The sequence below is a fragment of the Psychrobacter sp. AOP7-B1-25 genome (assembly GCF_052376195.1).
GTDB lineage: Bacteria > Pseudomonadota > Gammaproteobacteria > Pseudomonadales > Moraxellaceae > Psychrobacter.
On the sequence record NZ_JBQSVK010000020.1, the window covers coordinates 1 to 16,675 of the forward strand.

Consider the following 16,675-nt stretch of genomic DNA (forward strand, 5'->3'; position numbering starts at 1 on the left):
ATATGATGTCGCAACTGGGCAATACGCTTATTCGCTTAATGCCAGTGTGCCAAGTGCTAACTGGGAAGCAGGCGATTATGCCGCGATGATAGTGCCAAAATTGCAGGCATTGGCGGAGCGGATTGGTGGTGGGGTTTAGAAGAGAATAAACAATAAAGTTCTAGCACAGGTATTTTTACTTAGTAGTATGGCAATGTGAATTAAAACTGGTTTGCCCTACACATGATCGCTATCTAAAAAGAGTAACTTTAATGCCCCTAAGCGAATATAGATGCGGTAAACTAAAGTGTGAGTGATAAATCACTTTCACATTGAACCATTTAATAATTATTTTTGTATGAGGAAATACCAATGATAAACATGAACGATATGTTAGGCGCTGTAACTGGCGGTGATAATGCTGACAACAATGGCTTATCAGCATTGATTAATAGCGCAAAAGATATCAGTAGCGAAGACATCCAAAGATACCAAAGCATGTCAAAAACTGAGCTATTAGATGAGATCAAAAACTCTGAGCACAGCGCAACTGTTATTGCCTTTATCAAAGATCTGATAGCGAAAAAATTCAACAGCTAGGCCAGTGATAATTAAGCACTAAAACACTAGGTACTTAACTATCAAGTACTTAGTTATCAAGAGCACCGTTTTATTGGGTTTAAAAAATATGCGTCATACGGTATTTTTTAAACCCTTTTATTTGGTATACAAGTGAATATCGATCGAATGCTTGCAAGCAGGCTTTGAACCCATCGGTGGTAGCAGTGAACTTACCGCACGAATCATCAGACAACATGCCGAAACCCAAGTATGGCTGCTTGAATAATTTTTGCCCGCTAAAATTACTTTTAACACTATAAATAACAATCAAACTTTAGTACTAATTGTCTGCTAAAAATTATAAAGAGACATCCTTATTTCACAAATAGTGATTAACAGGACTTTGATAGGACTAAGGACACGTCCTAGTATTACTACTCTCCTGTTACCCATTGATACCGACGTAATGATGTCATACGTGTATGATGTACGCGATAAACGTAAGCATTTTATCTATATCAATCATTACTATTGAGCCTCGTTATGCCTGAATCTCGTACCAATCTAAACCCTGAACCCAAAACCAGCTCGCCGTATTTTATCGGATTATTACTCCGGTACAGCACGTTTGGCGCGGCGATTTTAATTCTATTAGCGGGTTTATTATTGGCAAGTTGGTGGTTGATTGTTATCGGTGGTTTGGCTGTGGCACTTGGTATCTATGATCTGACTCAGTCTAAGCACGCGATATTGAGCAACTACCCTGTGGCTGGGCATATCCGCTATGTATTGGAAGACTTCCGTCCTGAGATTCGCCAGTACTTGCTTGAGGACGATAAAGAACAAGTACCGTTTTCACGTCAGCAGCGCGCGCTCGTATATCAACGTGCTAAGAATGTCAGTGATACCAACGCCTTTGGTACGTTAGATAACCTCTATACTCATGGTAAAGAGTGGTTCTTGCAATCAGCCATCAGTGCACCACTAGAAAACAAAGACTTTCGTATTATGGTCGGCGGGGAGCGTTGCCAGCAGCCGCACGATATGTCGGTATTTAATATCTCTGCGATGAGCTTCGGCAGCCTATCAGCAAACGCCATCATGGCACTTAATCAAGGCGCAAAACTAGGCGGCTTTACTCATGATACAGGCGAAGGTGCAATCAGCCCTTATCATCGCAAGTTCGGTGGTGATTTAATTTGGGAGTTGGGTACAGGTTATTTTGGTTGCCGTGATAATGAGGGCAATTTTGATCCACAATCTTTTGCTGAAAAAGCCGTTGATCCTCAAGTTAAAATGATTGAAATCAAGCTTTCACAAGGTGCCAAGCCTGGTAAAGGTGGCGTCCTTCCCTCTAGCAAAATCACGCAAGAGATTGCCGACACGCGCCAAGTGCCTACGGGTCAAGACTGCATCTCGCCCTCTTCGCATACCGCATTTAGCACCCCGCGCGAGTTGATCGCCTTTTGGCAGCAGCTACGTGATTTATCAGGCGGCAAGCCAGTTGGCTTCAAACTATGTATTGGTCAACCATGGCAGTTTATGGCGATTGTCAAAGCCATGATAGAGACAGATAACTATCCTGACTTTATTGTTATTGACGGTGCAGAAGGTGGCACAGGTGCAGCGCCCGTCGAGTTTATGGACAATGTCGGCATGCCAATGGTCGAAGGGTTTTTGCTGGTACACAACACCTTGGTTGGTGCAGGCATCCGTGACAAAATTAAGCTTGGTGTCAGTGGCAAGATCGTATCAGGCTTTGATATTGCACGGATGATTGCACTAGGTGCAGACTGGTGTAATTCAGCACGTGGCTTTATGTTTGCGGTCGGTTGCATTCAATCGCGCTCTTGTCATACCAACACTTGTCCAACGGGTGTAGCTACTCAAGATCCTTACCGTCAAAAGGCGCTCGATGTTCCGAGTAAAGCTGAACGTGTTGCAAGTTTTCACAAAAACACGCTAAAATCGCTTGCCAGTATCGTAGGCTCGGTTGGTTTGCAGCATCCTAGCCAATTGCAGCCATACCATATTGCACGCCGCTTAGACGACGGACAGATCAAGCTATTATCCAAATTCTTCTATTTTGCTGATGAAGGTGCTTTACTTGATCATAGCGCACGCGCTGACATCTTTAACCAAATGTGGGTCATGGCAAATCCTGATAGCTTTTTAGCCAATAATGATGCGCTTATTGCTTATAACAAGGACTCGCGCGACAAAGGCAAAGAGACAAATGCGCCAACAGAGCACAGCGCAGCTTATGGTTCTGAGCCATCAACTGCCAATGGTGGACACTTAATTGGTAATGTGAATAATACAATCCGTGACTTCCCGCCTACTAGTGACTGACTCAGCGCCTGAATCGTTGTACCTAAAAAGTAGTGATGAATGTGCGATTGACCAATAGATAGTACCCAACCTCAGATAACTTATACATTAAAAGACGCGTGATTGATGCCAAGTTCTACTTTTACCTTACCATTAACAGTGATGGTGCTGACATTAGGCCTAAGCGCTTGCCAGCAGACAAATAATGACGTAGCTAATAGCGATACCGACAATTGGTCATGTCAGACTGAAGACACGCCTTTTACCTACAGCATTTGCCGTGTGGATACTACTGCTTTAACGAGCGAGCGTTATTCATTACAACTATTTTGGCAATCTTCTGATAGTAACAAACCTCTGCTAACTTTTGATGCGTTATTGGCAACACTACCAAACAATGAGAGCCTGAACTTTGCGGTGAATGCAGGCATGTATAATGAAAATTATGCGCCGATGGGCTATACCGTCATCGAAGGCAAAGAAGTTAAATCGCTAAATACAAAAGAAGGTGGCGGTAATTTTCATCTGTTACCTAATGGGGTTATGTGGTGGGACAAAGCTGGTAAAGTGCAAATTACTGAAAGTAATGCGTTAAATGAGCAGCTGAACAATAGTGATGTGCAACCTTGGTATGCGACACAATCTGGCCCTATGTTGGTCATCGATAACGAAATACACCCACAGTTCAATCCTAATAGTAGCTCAGTCAAACTACGCAATGGTGCAGGCGTTTGTCGTGACGGCAGTATACAGCTCGTAAATAGCAATGAGCCTGTGACCTTTTATCAATTTGCAGAACTATTCAAGGATGAGCTAGGTTGTCCAAATGCGCTATTTTTGGATGGTGGTATTGCCTCAGCACTGTATGCGCCTAGTATCGATAAACAAGATAAAAAGGAGATGGGTGTGATGATCGGACTGGTCGAACATAAAGAGTAATACGTATCTATATTTTTAGCTCAATCTCTTTTTTCTCATAGTATGTTGCATAAAAAAGCACTGGAAATGACATTGTCAGCCAAGTGCTTTTTTTATTACTGGCAATAAGTAAAAATTAGCTAACTAAACAAAATTAAAAACTAGCCGCCCAAGCTCATTTTAGGGCCAAACGGTTCATAGTGAACGCTATCGACTCCGTGCGCTAATGCTACCAACCCATCAATCATACTTTCCATAAACGGCATCGACCCACACACATAGATATCAGCAGGGTTAGGCAAAGTAGCAAGCCATGTTTCATCTAATATTTGCCCAGACTCAAAGTAAAATATATGCTTTTCTACATGCGCGGCTTGTCCGAGTAATTCGTTAACTTGATCTGCAAAGGCATGATGAGCGACGTTCTGACAGGCGTAAACCCAGATAATAGGACGTTTAGCATTGGCTGATAATTGCGCCTCTAGCATAGATAGTATAGGCGTAACCCCGACCCCTGCACTCATTAATACTAAGGGCACATCATTTTGCTGTACCAGCTCTTGATTGAGCGCAAAGTCACCAGCTGGAGCCGATAGTAAAACCGTATCACCGACTTCTAGTTGATCATGCATATAGTTAGAAACCAAACCATGATGCTCATGACGGTTATCACGTCGGACAGCGAACTGAATACCTGCATCGGTACTGACAGAATATAAAGAATAGTGACGTAATGCTATATGGTCGCTGTCTTTTGGATCTGTTTTCACCGTGATATATTGACCAGCCGTTAAGGTCAACTTGCTCAAATCAATATTTTGAGTATTTGCTAAATCATTGCCTGTATTGTGCGCACTCTTATCGACTGGTATCACGGTAAAAGCTGCGATATCTGTAGCAACTGCTTCTTTTTTAGTGATTTTAAAGGGTGCAAACCCCTGCCACATCGCTTCTTTATACATGCCATGTTCAATCTGGATGAATACCGAGGCAATTTCATCATAAGCTTCTGTCCAAGCATCAATAATGTCATCAGTAGCCGCCTCACCTAATACTTCTTTTATCGCCCCAATCAGATGCTTGCCAACGATAGGATAATGCTCAGGCAATATTTGTAAAGCTCTGTGCTTGTGGCTAATTTGAGTCACTTGTGGCAATAACGTAGCCAACTTATCCAAGTGCTTGGCAGCAGCCAATACCGTCATCGCTAGTGCTGTTTGCTGTCTTCCTAGTTTTTGATTGGTCTCATTAAAAATATCTAACAGCTCAGGGTGCTCATTAAACATATTTTTATAAAACACCGTGGTAATTGCAACGCCATGCTCTTCGAGTACAGGAACGGTTGCAGTAACGATTTCTAACGTTTTTGGTGAGGCCATATTGTTTCTCTTAATCATTAACTACGTTGATAAATTGAGATGTTAGAAATGATTCGTCTAAACTGGCAACGATGATCAAACCTTTTTACCATCGTCATCGATACTTTTAGCTAACCAATTCAGAAACACTTATAACATTCATTTAAAATGAATGTTAACACACTTTACTAGGCAGACCAATATAGTATTCATATAGAACGTATCTTCTTTAGTAAAAAACAGCCGCTATGTCGTCATAACAGCTGTTATTATAAGGATTCAATCTGTATTAGCAGGCTTCATCAATCAGGCTGTATATTAAAATTACCTTGCCATATATTGGGTCATTTCCTCAACACCATGTAAGGTCATCGGATACATTTTGTTTTCAAACAGTTTTTTGATCTCAACGATGGTTTGCGTATATTGCCAATAGCTCGAGTTTTCAGGATTGAGCCAAGCGACTTTATCAAAGTGCTCAAGTACGCGCTTCAACCATACAACGCCCGCTTCATTATTCATATACTCTACGCTACCACCGACCGTCATCAGCTCATAGGGCGACATCGATGCGTCACCGACGAAGATAACGCGATACTCTCGACCATATGTATTGAGTAGCTCAAACGTTGGCATCGGTGCACTATGGCGACGATTATTGTCCTTCCACACATAGTCATACAGGCAGTTATGGAAATAAAAGAACTCTAAGGTTTTAAATTCATTTTTTGCCGCAGAGAACAGTTTTTCAAGCGCTTCGACATGGATGTCCATACTGCCGCCCACATCAAACAACATCAGAACCTTGACGCGGTTACGGCGCTCTGCCTGCATATGAATATCGAGCACACCTTTTTTTGCCGTGCGCTTAATCGTCTCATGAATATCCAGCTCGTCAGCACTGCCTGTTCGCGCAAACTGACGCAGATTACGTAACGCCATTTGAATCTGACGAGTACCGAGTTGATTGTCGTCATCAAGATTGCGGTATTTACGCTGCTCCCAGACTTTTGCCGCACTACGTTTACGAGATTCACCGCCGACACGCACGCCTTCTGGATGGTCACCATAAGCACCAAATGGCGAAGTGCCGCCCGTACCCACCCATTTACTACCACCTTGATGACGCTCTTTTTGCTCTTTTAACCGTTCCTCTAGCGCCTTCATCAGTTCCTCAAGCGAGCCGTACTTTTTCAGTAGGCGTCTTTGCTCCTCGGTTAGGTTTTTTGGATCGAGCTTTAGATCTAGCCATTCTGTAGGTACGTCCGTTAGCTTGGCTAATAGCTCATCCATATCAAGACTATCGACACCTTCAAAATAATCTGCCATGGCCCGATCGAACTTATCAAAATGGCGCTCATCTTTGACCATGCACAGTCGAATCAGCCGATACATATCTTCGCGGCTGGCAAAAGTAGTCAACGCTGGATCTTCAGGATGCGGCTGCATCATCAGCCCTTTATCTAGCGCGGCATTGAGATCGAGCAGCTCGCGCGTACTAACTGGCACGCCGTAAGTACGCAAGGTGTAGAATAGTTTGATAAACATAAGAGTCGTATCACTTATTGGCTGATATTATTATCTGGTGATATTGCTGATATCATTCATTGTACCGTCATAGGCTAAACGCTTGTATTGGCTTTATATCAAACATCCAATATTGGACATAAGAAATTAAAGTCAACGCAAGCTACAAACATTAGCGACGCATCATATTAGCAAAACGCTGTAATAAACTTACATCGGCTTCGTTTTTGAGCAATGCGCCGTATAATGGCGGAATAGACTTTTCACCGCGCAGATTTTCTTCTAGCTCATCCTGAGCCATATCATCAGCAAGTAACAAGGTTAACCAATCGACCAATTCAGACGTTGATGGCGGCTTTTTAAGACCTTGGATACCGCGCAGCTTATAGAAAATATCCAATGCATCATTGACCAGTTTTTCTTGAATATCTGGAAAATGTACTTCGATGATTTGACGCATGGTTTCTTCTTCAGGGAAGTCAATATAATGGAAGAAGCAACGACGCAAAAATGCATCTGGCAGCTCTTTTTCGTTGTTTGAGGTAATAATAACCACTGGACGCTGCGCTGCTGTGATGGTCTCGCCCGTCTCGTAAACATAAAAAGACATCTTATCAAGCTCATGTAGCAAGTCATTTGGGAACTCGATATCGGCTTTATCAATCTCATCAATCAGTAGTACGCTACGCTCTGTACTAGTAAAAGCGTCCCACAGCTTACCTGGCTTGATATAGTTGGCAATGTCATAGACCTTATCGTCACCCAATTGTGAATCCCGCAGGCGCGATACCGCATCGTATTCATACAGTCCTTGCTCAGCCTTAGTCGTCGATTTGACGTGCCAAGTGATCAGCGGCATACCCAAACTCTCAGCAACTTCTTCGGCGAGCAACGTCTTACCTGTACCAGGCTCACCTTTGATCAATAATGGCTTTTGTAAAGTCATGGCAGCATTTACTGCCAGTTGCAAATCATCGGTAGCAATATAACTACTGGTACCAGTAAAGTTTTTCTTAGTATTATCAGCTGTGGTCATAATCAGATCTCGATTGTTGTTATAGATGAGTTGTTATAAATGGATAGGTCTAAAACATAAATGATTAATACAGAATGAATTAGTAAAGAATAAATTAGTAAAGAATAAATTAGATTAGCACAGCCTGATGCATTGCCAAAATACTCATGCGTTCGCATTTATTAACAATTGTTATGTGTAGTGGATAGTGAACAATTATTTATAGGCCCAATAAACAATCTGGCACAAAAAAAGACACGCAGCGGTGTCTTTTTATTTGGGTATCAAATAGTTTTTAAGACAATAATTTTGTCTCAATGCTTAGCCTATTTTTATCACTGATCAGATGTATCATTATCCGGTTTCTTAGCCAATGTATTGCTTTTTTTCAGGCTTACATTAGTGTCAGGCTGTTCAGTTACAGTAGCGCCTTCTGGTAAATAACTGCCTGTGGTCATTTGTAGTGTTGCCTGCGTATCTTCTGCGCTACGGCTACGGGCTTTGTCCAAGCTCGATGCAAATGCGCTGCGTATCAGCTGCCATAAAAAACCAACAAACAATCCTGCGACCAGTATCACCAATATTGGCAGCATACTGGCAACCGCGCCTGCGTAATCTTTCATCAGCACAGCGTAGACTACGCTAATGCTGGCTGGTGCAAGCTCGCTCGGATCACCAAGCGCTGTACCTGGTGCTACCAATACCGCAAACAAAACCATCCAGCTCATACCGCCTAGCGGTTTTGGCATTACACGAGCAACGAGTATCCATAGTACTAATACCAAAACAACACCACCAAGATAAGCATACATTGGCAAATCTGCGGGCGGGACATCCTTCACCATTTGGCCCCACCAAATGGCAATCTCACCGAGAATGTCACTGATAGACTCTAGCGGTAAGCTATATAAAATACTTTTTAACCAGTCCATGCGTGTTTATTTACCTGCGTTTATCGCCGATGACACCATCTGTGTCTAGCGGTATATGTGCGTTCTGTAGAACTAGAATGGGCCCAAGTACATAACGAACTTATGCATTATGTAGGCTTGTGTGTGCATTACGTAGGGTGTCAGTTTATCATGACTTTCTACCCAAATGCATGTGAGCAAATGTGTCATTAGTTTTTTATCGACGCTATTTTATAGGTAGCATACTGATACCTCCTACCACACTTACTTGCCAACAAGCCTATTAATTATAGATGCTGTCCTGTGATTCACGAGCACGCAACTCTGCTTGACGACGCATAACGTCTTGCGGCGGCAACTGCACAAAGTAGCCTTGAGACTGTAGTTTTGTCAGTACTTCTTCTTTATCAACACGAGCAAGCTTATCCGTCGTCGCCAAGTCCAAATGCATGACGAACTTACTACGGCCTAAACCTGCACGAAAATCTTTTGGTAATACACCAAGCCAGTCTTTGATTTCGTCAGTATCATCAGGATAATTAGGACGCGCAATGTAGATATACATGTCATCATGTTTGGGAAACTTATAAATATCGCAATGCATAAAAACCACCTATCAGAAACTATGCGCGTAGGTTAGCATATTTCAAGCAAACACCAGTAGTCGCTTTGCGTTTTGCTATCGTAACTTTTGCCAAAAACACAGATAAAACGCTAATATAGAGAATAAAAAAACTATCTTAAAATGTCGTCTATTTGCAGACTCATCTATCAAAACATCGTTTTTGCCAAATTTATTCATTTTAATGGCTTTGATGACTTGTAAAAGCGCTTTGAACCTTTCATAATAAAAGCGTTTTTCAGGAGAGAGTTTGACGGCATCGATTTTGTATTGAACCCTATTGGTTATACAACACTCGCAATTGCTAGATAACCACCGAAGGCGCATCTACCCTGCCAATCGCTCAGGTAAAAGGACTGAAAAACGCATGCCACTGTTGTTTGATAGCGTGTGGTAGCATCACGCTCATAGCACATACTTTATCAGACATAAGGCATAACAAATCTGGAGAGTGGTAAGAACGGACGACGTCTTACCCACCGAAGGGGAGAAAATACGCTATTATCAATAATAGGGCTCATATAACTGCTCAAAAATGATGATTCGTATTGAAAATCTCAGGTCACAGGACAGATAGGGCTTAGCTCAAACCGACGTTCAGCGTCTGTTTGGCTTACGTCTTTATCTTTGCTTTCTGTGTCACCCTTTGATGTGATATTTGCACCTTGCGATATTGCTTCTCGCTACTTTTACGTTGCGCATCATTTCCTACTCTACCAAGTATGACTGATGTACACATAAGGATTTGTTATGACTGATACCCACTCTCAAGACATCACTTCTCAAAACGCCCAAAACCAAGCCCCTCAGCGCACCCCTTTTTACCAGTCTCATATTGATAGTGAGGGCAAACTGGTCGATTTTTCTGGTTGGGAATTGCCAATTCATTACGGTTCGCAAATCGAAGAGCACGAAGCGGTACGTACAGATGCCGGTATGTTTGATGTCTCACATATGGTTGTGACAGATATCAAAGGCGCTGATACTAAAGCATGGCTACAAAAACTGCTCGCAAACGATGTCAATAAACTCACTACCGCTGGTAAAGCGCTGTACTCTGGCATGCTCAACGAGCAAGGTGGCGTCATCGATGATTTGATCGTCTACCTAATGAATGCAGAAGAAACTGAGTACCGTATTGTCTCTAACGCAGCCACTCGTGACAAAGACTTAGCGCAGTTTAATAAAGTCGCTGAAGGTTTCGATATTACGATTACCGAGCGTCCTGAGCTTGCCATGCTAGCTGTCCAAGGTCCAAATGCGATTGCAAAACTGGCTCAAGCCAAACCAGATTGGGCAGATACCTTAGCAGGACTAAAACCTTTCGTTGGTGCTGACTTGACCGATATCGAAGGCACTGATTGGTTTGTGGCTCGTACTGGCTATACTGGTGAAGATGGCGTCGAAGTCATTATGCATGCCGATGATGCTCCTGCTTTCTTTGAGCAGCTAAAAGCGAATGGCATCAAACCTGCTGGTCTTGGTGCGCGTGATACATTGCGTATGGAAGCAGGCATGAACCTCTATGGTCATGATATGGACGAGACCATCAGTCCTTATGAGTGCAACATGGGTTGGACACTAGCGCTCAAAGACGACCGCGCCTTTGTCGGCCGTGAAGCATTGGTCAGCAAACGTAAGCAGTCAAAAGAAGACAACACCGCTATGAAGCAAGTAGGTCTACTATTGACCACACGTGGCGTTTTGCGTGAAGGCATGACGGTGACTATCAATCAAGGCACAGACAACGAGCAGACTGGTATTATCACCAGCGGCACATTCTCCCCTAGCCTAAAAAATTCAATCGCAATTGCTCGTGTACCTGCTAGCTTATCAGAAGATGACAGTGTACAAGTCGATCTACGCGGTAAAGGTAAATTCGTCGATGTACGCGTATTGAAGCTACCTTTTGTCCGTAACGGCAAGCAACAGTTTGACTCTTAGGTCTTATAAATTCTATCATTAGGGCGCGTTGTTATTTTACAAATAACTCTGAAAATAACGACACGCCTACCCTCTATTACTTTTGTTAATTAACCTCTATCACTTAGGAGAGAGACCATGAGCAACATCCCAGCAGAGCTAAAATATATTGCTAGTCACGAGTGGCTACGCCTAGAAGACGACGGTACGGTCACTGTTGGTATCACTGACCATGCTCAAGATCTATTGGGTGATGTGGTATTCGTTGAACTACCAGATGTGGGTGATATCATCGCTGTTGATGACGAAATCTCAGTTGTTGAATCAGTAAAAGCTGCTTCTGACGTTTATGCCCCTATTTCAGGTGAAGTTATCGCTATCAACGAAGTACTAGAAGATGATCCTGAAATCATCAACTCTGACCCGTATGGCGAAGGTTGGTTCTTCAGAATGAAGCCTGACAATATCGCTGACTACGAAGCACTAATGACTGCTGACGAGTACGAAAGCGACTTATAAGCTAAGCCTGCTCTAGTAAGACATTAGAACTTGTAAGACCTCAGCTAGAACAAAGTATTAGCCCCGACTGAACATCATAGATACTGGCGGCAGTTGGTATCTATACTCTCTATTTAAACGACTTAAAAGCCTTTCTAATTAAAAGTACTGGCTCATTGACCATGCTTGTTATTTGAAAGTAGCTTTATATGTAGATCTCCAACAATCATTATCGTTCGATGTTATTGCTTCCAAGCGTTATCTCATTGACTCGTATTGATCACCTATTCGAATCCCAATGAATACGTGTCATCAATAACGACTCAAACTGATAACCCAATTTTCAGCATGGATCCTAATATGAATGCCAACACCGATAATAAAGACCCCATCGCTACGCCAAATCATACGCCGCAGCTACAAGCGTTTCGCGATATCGTAGAATCACGCCGTTCAGTGCGCCGCTTTACTGACACGCCCATCCCTGACGACGTGTTGGCAGATTGTCTACGTTTGGCCATGCTAGCGCCGAACTCTAGCAATCTACAGCCGTGGGAATTTTATGTTATCGATGACGCTGACAATCGCAAACGTGCCGTCAAAAACTGCATGAATCAAAACGCAGCTAAAACATCAGCCCGTTTGATTGCCATCGTTGCTCGTACTGATGTTTGGCACGATCACGCTAAGCAAGTATTGCGCGAGTACCCTGATCAGCCAGTTCCAAAAAAAGTGAAAGACTACTACAACAAAGTCGTCACGATGGACTTTTTGCGCGGCCCAGCCAACGTAGTTTCGGCTGCAAAATGGGGTGCAACTCAGGTAGTTAGACGCGTAAAAGGCCCAATTAAATCACCTTATTATACGTTTGAAGACACCAAAAACTGGGCGACCAATAACACCGCACTTGCCGCCGAAAACCTTATGCTAGCATTTCGTGCTCATGGGTTTGACAGCTGTGCCATGGGCGGCTTTGATGAGCCTGCTATGAAGCGCCTACTAGGCTTGGGTGACGATCAGCATATCATTATGATGATTGGCGCAGGTGAACGTGCTGACAATGGCGTTTACAACACCCAGTTCCGTTTTGATCAAACACAGTTTGTGCATTACGTATAACGTACCGCTCACACTATTCCCTTAATTGCTATTTTGTTTATTACTCCCTTAACCAAGGATTGTCATGACTATCTCTCAAAACCCATCGTTTGATACCTTTCAAGGATTGTTCAACGAAGCTGAATTTGTCTATCGCCACTTAGGTTCGAATGAGACCAAGCAAGCTGACCTACTCAGCGCTGTTGGTTATAAAGATATGCCAAGCTTTATCAATGACACTGTGCCTGAGCCAGTACGTTTGCACAAAGAGTTGGATTTACCAGTAGCGATGAGTGAGCACGCTGCGCTTGCCAAATTGCGTACGATGGCAGACGATATCACTGTCAACAAAAGCTATATTGGCCAAGGCTACTCTCCAGTTCGTATGCCTGCTGTCATTCAGCGCAATGTTCTTGAAAATCCAGGCTGGTATACTGCTTATACGCCTTACCAAGCGGAAATCGCTCAAGGTCGTTTAGAAGCATTACTCAACTTCCAACAAGTATGTATCGATTTGACTGGTCTTGAGCTGGCTGGTGCGTCATTGCTTGATGAAGCGACGGCAGCAGCAGAAGCCATGGCGATGTCAAAGCGTGTGAGCAAAAGCAAATCAATGCAGTATTTCGTCGATGAGCGTGTCTATCCACAAACGCTAGATGTTATCAATACTCGTGCTAAATACTTCGGTTGGGAAGTCGTCGTTGGTGATTTTGAAACGGCTAAATCAGGAGATTATTTCGGTGCGCTATTCCAGTATGTCGGTGCTGAAGGCGATGTTAAAGACTTAACAGACGTCATCGGTGCAGTAAAAGAAAACAAAACCTACGTGAGTGTCGTCAGTGACATCATGAGCTTGGTGTTATTAAAATCACCAGCAGATATGGGTGCTGACGTAGCACTAGGTAGTACTCAGCGTTTTGGTATCCCAATGGGCTTCGGCGGTCCACATGCCGCTTATTTTGCTTTCTCTGACAAAGCCAAGCGTTCAGCGCCTGGTCGTATCATTGGCGTATCAAAAGACGCACAAGGCAATACAGCACTACGTATGGCCCTACAAACACGTGAGCAGCATATCCGCCGCGAAAAAGCTAACTCAAACATCTGTACCTCACAAGTATTGCTAGCTAACCTCGCTGGTATGTACGCTGTGTATCACGGACCAGGCGGCGTGAAGCGTATTGCCACTCGTATTCATGCGTTTGCTACTGCTTTTTCTGATACCATCACAGAATCTAACGACAGCAGCTTGAGCGTGGTACATGATCAATTCTTCGATACAGTCGTAGTTGATTGTGGTTCAGAGAAATTGGCTACGCAAATCTTTAAAAATGCAGACAACGTTGGCTACAATTTATGGCGTCTAAGCGATACCAAATTGAGCGTTGCTTTCAGTGAAACCAGCGATCAGCAAGACTTCAACACATTGACTCAATTGTTTGTTAATAAGTCACGTGATCTACCTGAAACTGCTCGTATTTCTCTAGATAGCGCACACTTACGTACGGATGATATCTTGACCCATCCAGTATTCAACTCGCATCACACCGAGCATGAAATGCTACGCTATCTAAAGTCGCTTGAAGACAAAGACCTAGCGATGAACCGCAGCATGATTTCACTGGGTAGCTGTACTATGAAATTGAATGCCACTAGTGAGATGCTACCAATCACTTGGCCTGAGTTTGCCAATGTGCATCCTTTTGCACCGCGTGACCAAGTCACTGGCTATATCGCAATGATCGATAGCCTACAGGATCAATTAAAAGCCATTACTGGTTTCGATGATGTTTCTATGCAACCAAACTCTGGTGCTTCTGGTGAATATGCGGGTCTGTTAGCGATTCGCCGTTATCATGAGTCACTGGGTGAAACCAATCGTGATGTTTGCTTGATCCCAATGTCGGCGCACGGTACCAACCCTGCTACTGCGATGATGATGGGTATGAAAGTGGTCGTGGTCAAAACGGATGAAAACGGTAACGTTGATATCGAAGATTTAACGGCCAAATGTGAAGAATATAGCGATCGCCTAGGTGCGCTAATGATCACTTATCCATCGACGCATGGTGTATTTGAAGAAGGCATCCGTCATATCTGTGATTTGACTCACAAGCATGGTGGTCAGGTCTATATGGACGGCGCAAACATGAATGCTCAGGTAGGCATGATGCAGCCTGCAGACGTTGGTGCTGATGTATTGCACATGAACCTGCATAAAACATTCTGTATTCCACATGGTGGCGGCGGTCCAGGCATGGGTCCTATCGGGATGAAAGCGCATTTGGCAACGTTTATGGCCAACCATACCTTGAGTCCTGTGCACAATGCACAAAAGGACTGCTCAGCAGTATCAGCAGCACCTTATGGTTCAGCGAGCATCTTGCCTATTTCATGGATGTATATTGCTATGATGGGCCGTGATGGTTTGCTAAAAGCGACGGAGCTAGCATTATTGAACGCTAACTACGTGGCTGCCGAACTAAAAGGTCACTACCCTGTGTTATATGCGGGCAAAAACGGCCGTGTGGCTCACGAATGTATCATCGATATTCGTCCATTAAAGGAAGAGACTGGCATCACAGAAAGCGATATCGCTAAGCGCTTGATGGATTATGGCTTCCATTCACCAACGATGAGCTTCCCAGTCGCTGGTACGCTTATGATTGAGCCAACAGAGTCTGAATCAAAAGAAGAGTTGGATCGCTTTATCAGTGCGCTAAAATCTATTAAGGCTGAAGCCCTACAAGCCAAAGCTGGTGAAAACGGCTGGACCTTAGAAGACAACCCATTGGTGAATGCACCGCATACTGCTGCTATGATTACTAGTGAAGAGTGGGCGCATCCATACAGCCGTGATACCGCTGCATTCCCACTTCCTTACATTCGTGCAAATAAGTTCTGGCCAAGTGTCGCGCGTGTCGATGATGCGTATGGTGATAAGAACCTAATGTGCTCTTGCCCAAGTATCGAAAACTATATGTAATCATCATTTTCGATCGTTATTCTCTGTAGTAAAAAACCTCCAAGTCAGTAGCTGACTTGGAGGTTTTTATTATGCTGACTTTTTATCTATCACATTAGCAGGTAATATTATAAATAAAATAAACGATAAGAAATTAGTGCGATAAAAACACATATCAACAATAAGCTACTTATCTCAAATTTCTACAGTCATCATTTGGATTCTGCTATGCAACACAAAGCGCCTAAACAGAAAACTCGCGTCATTCTAATACATGGGTTGCATCAAACCCCGTGGATCATGCGACCATTAGCCAAGCGTTTACAAGCAGCAGGATTTGATACCCATCAGTATGGCTATCGTAGTATGCGTGATGGTATCAAAACCAATAGCGCCCGCCTAAATAGCTGGCTAGAAACAAACCACCACCCAGATCATCCTATAGACTTGGTTGGACACAGCTTGGGTGGTTTAATCATTCGTGATTTTGTTGCTCAGTATCCAAAGTGGCAAATCGGACGTTGCGTGACTCTAGGAACACCGCATATAGGCAGTGTTTGTGCCGACTATATCTGGCGATTAACTCCTGCTGTCGTAGGTCGCTCATATGTCGACGCACTAGATGGCACAGTTGCGCCATTGCCCAAACATGTAACGCTAGGCATCATCGCTGGTAATCGACCTTATGGTCTGGGTCAGCTATTTTTGCAATATCACAATCGCAAACTGCGCAAATCTAACAAGCCGCTACTCAACGAGCAGCTTGCACATGATGGAACAGTTTATATAGAAGAAACAAAAATAGAAGCCGCAGCTGATCATATCGTCATGCCAGTTTCGCACACCGGCATGCTAGTGAATCCAGATGTCGCCGAGCAGACTCGATACTTTTTAGAGCATGGACGATTTAAACGCTAGCAGTGACATAAATGCTTTAATGTAAGCTCTATATCTTATCGGGTATTACCTTAT

13 protein-coding genes and 2 riboswitches are annotated in these 16,675 nt (G+C 43.5%); of the genes, 8 read left to right on the plus strand and 5 right to left on the minus strand.

Annotated elements, in window-relative coordinates:
- Positions 1 to 351: 351 nt before the first annotated feature.
- The 3 genes from ACT3QR_RS12395 (at position 352) to ACT3QR_RS12405 (ending at position 3,810) form a co-directional block, all read left to right on the plus strand.
- A complete protein-coding gene (locus tag ACT3QR_RS12395) occupies positions 352 to 579 on the plus strand; it encodes a hypothetical protein (RefSeq protein WP_444521638.1) in 228 nt (75 codons plus the stop codon).
- A 504-nt stretch (positions 580 to 1,083) separates the two neighbouring features.
- A complete protein-coding gene (locus ACT3QR_RS12400; protein WP_444521639.1) occupies positions 1,084 to 2,892 on the plus strand; it encodes an FMN-binding glutamate synthase family protein in 1,809 nt (602 codons plus the stop codon).
- A gap of 105 nt (positions 2,893 to 2,997) precedes the next feature.
- Positions 2,998 to 3,810, plus strand: coding sequence for a phosphodiester glycosidase family protein (locus ACT3QR_RS12405; protein ID WP_444521640.1), 813 nt, complete (start codon positions 2,998 to 3,000; stop codon positions 3,808 to 3,810).
- A gap of 140 nt (positions 3,811 to 3,950) precedes the next feature.
- Here ACT3QR_RS12405 and ACT3QR_RS12410 read toward each other — a convergent pair whose 3' ends face one another.
- The 5 genes from ACT3QR_RS12410 to ACT3QR_RS12430 form a co-directional block, all read right to left on the minus strand.
- Positions 3,951 to 5,168, minus strand: a complete 1,218-nt coding sequence (locus ACT3QR_RS12410) for a globin domain-containing protein (RefSeq protein ID WP_444521641.1) — start codon at positions 5,166 to 5,168, stop codon at positions 3,951 to 3,953.
- 303 nt (positions 5,169 to 5,471) lie between these two features.
- On the minus strand, positions 5,472 to 6,695 hold the full coding sequence (locus ACT3QR_RS12415) for a vWA domain-containing protein (protein WP_444521642.1): 1,224 nt from the start codon (positions 6,693 to 6,695) through the stop codon (positions 5,472 to 5,474).
- Positions 6,696 to 6,846: 151 nt separating this feature from the next.
- Positions 6,847 to 7,710, minus strand: coding sequence for an AAA family ATPase (locus tag ACT3QR_RS12420; RefSeq protein WP_101205695.1), 864 nt, complete (start codon positions 7,708 to 7,710; stop codon positions 6,847 to 6,849).
- 314 nt (positions 7,711 to 8,024) lie between these two features.
- The gene (locus ACT3QR_RS12425) at positions 8,025 to 8,621 is read right to left on the minus strand and encodes a hypothetical protein (RefSeq protein WP_444521643.1); all 597 of its coding nucleotides are present in this window, start codon (positions 8,619 to 8,621) and stop codon (positions 8,025 to 8,027) included.
- A gap of 262 nt (positions 8,622 to 8,883) precedes the next feature.
- Positions 8,884 to 9,204: a YcgL domain-containing protein gene (locus tag ACT3QR_RS12430; RefSeq protein WP_444521644.1), complete on the minus strand. Its 321-nt coding sequence runs from the start codon at positions 9,202 to 9,204 to the stop codon at positions 8,884 to 8,886.
- Between the two features lie 247 nt (positions 9,205 to 9,451).
- Positions 9,452 to 9,591, plus strand: a riboswitch (glycine riboswitch).
- 65 nt (positions 9,592 to 9,656) lie between these two features.
- Positions 9,657 to 9,805, plus strand: a riboswitch (glycine riboswitch).
- Positions 9,806 to 9,972: 167 nt separating this feature from the next.
- On the opposite strand from ACT3QR_RS12430, the gene gcvT reads away from it, so the two are divergent.
- The 5 genes from gcvT (at position 9,973) to ACT3QR_RS12455 (ending at position 16,621) form a co-directional block, all read left to right on the plus strand.
- On the plus strand, positions 9,973 to 11,166 hold the full coding sequence (gene gcvT, locus ACT3QR_RS12435; RefSeq protein ID WP_444521645.1) for a glycine cleavage system aminomethyltransferase GcvT: 1,194 nt from the start codon (positions 9,973 to 9,975) through the stop codon (positions 11,164 to 11,166).
- Positions 11,167 to 11,283: 117 nt separating this feature from the next.
- Positions 11,284 to 11,664 (plus strand): glycine cleavage system protein GcvH, encoded by a 381-nt coding sequence (gene gcvH / locus ACT3QR_RS12440; RefSeq protein WP_444521646.1) that lies wholly within the window; start codon positions 11,284 to 11,286, stop codon positions 11,662 to 11,664.
- A gap of 339 nt (positions 11,665 to 12,003) precedes the next feature.
- Positions 12,004 to 12,762 (plus strand): nitroreductase family protein, encoded by a 759-nt coding sequence (locus ACT3QR_RS12445; RefSeq protein WP_444521647.1) that lies wholly within the window; start codon positions 12,004 to 12,006, stop codon positions 12,760 to 12,762.
- A 64-nt stretch (positions 12,763 to 12,826) separates the two neighbouring features.
- A complete protein-coding gene (gene gcvP, locus ACT3QR_RS12450; RefSeq protein ID WP_444521648.1) occupies positions 12,827 to 15,724 on the plus strand; it encodes an aminomethyl-transferring glycine dehydrogenase in 2,898 nt (965 codons plus the stop codon).
- A gap of 207 nt (positions 15,725 to 15,931) precedes the next feature.
- Positions 15,932 to 16,621: an esterase/lipase family protein gene (locus ACT3QR_RS12455; RefSeq protein ID WP_444521649.1), complete on the plus strand. Its 690-nt coding sequence runs from the start codon at positions 15,932 to 15,934 to the stop codon at positions 16,619 to 16,621.
- The last annotated feature ends 54 nt before the right edge of the window (positions 16,622 to 16,675 follow it).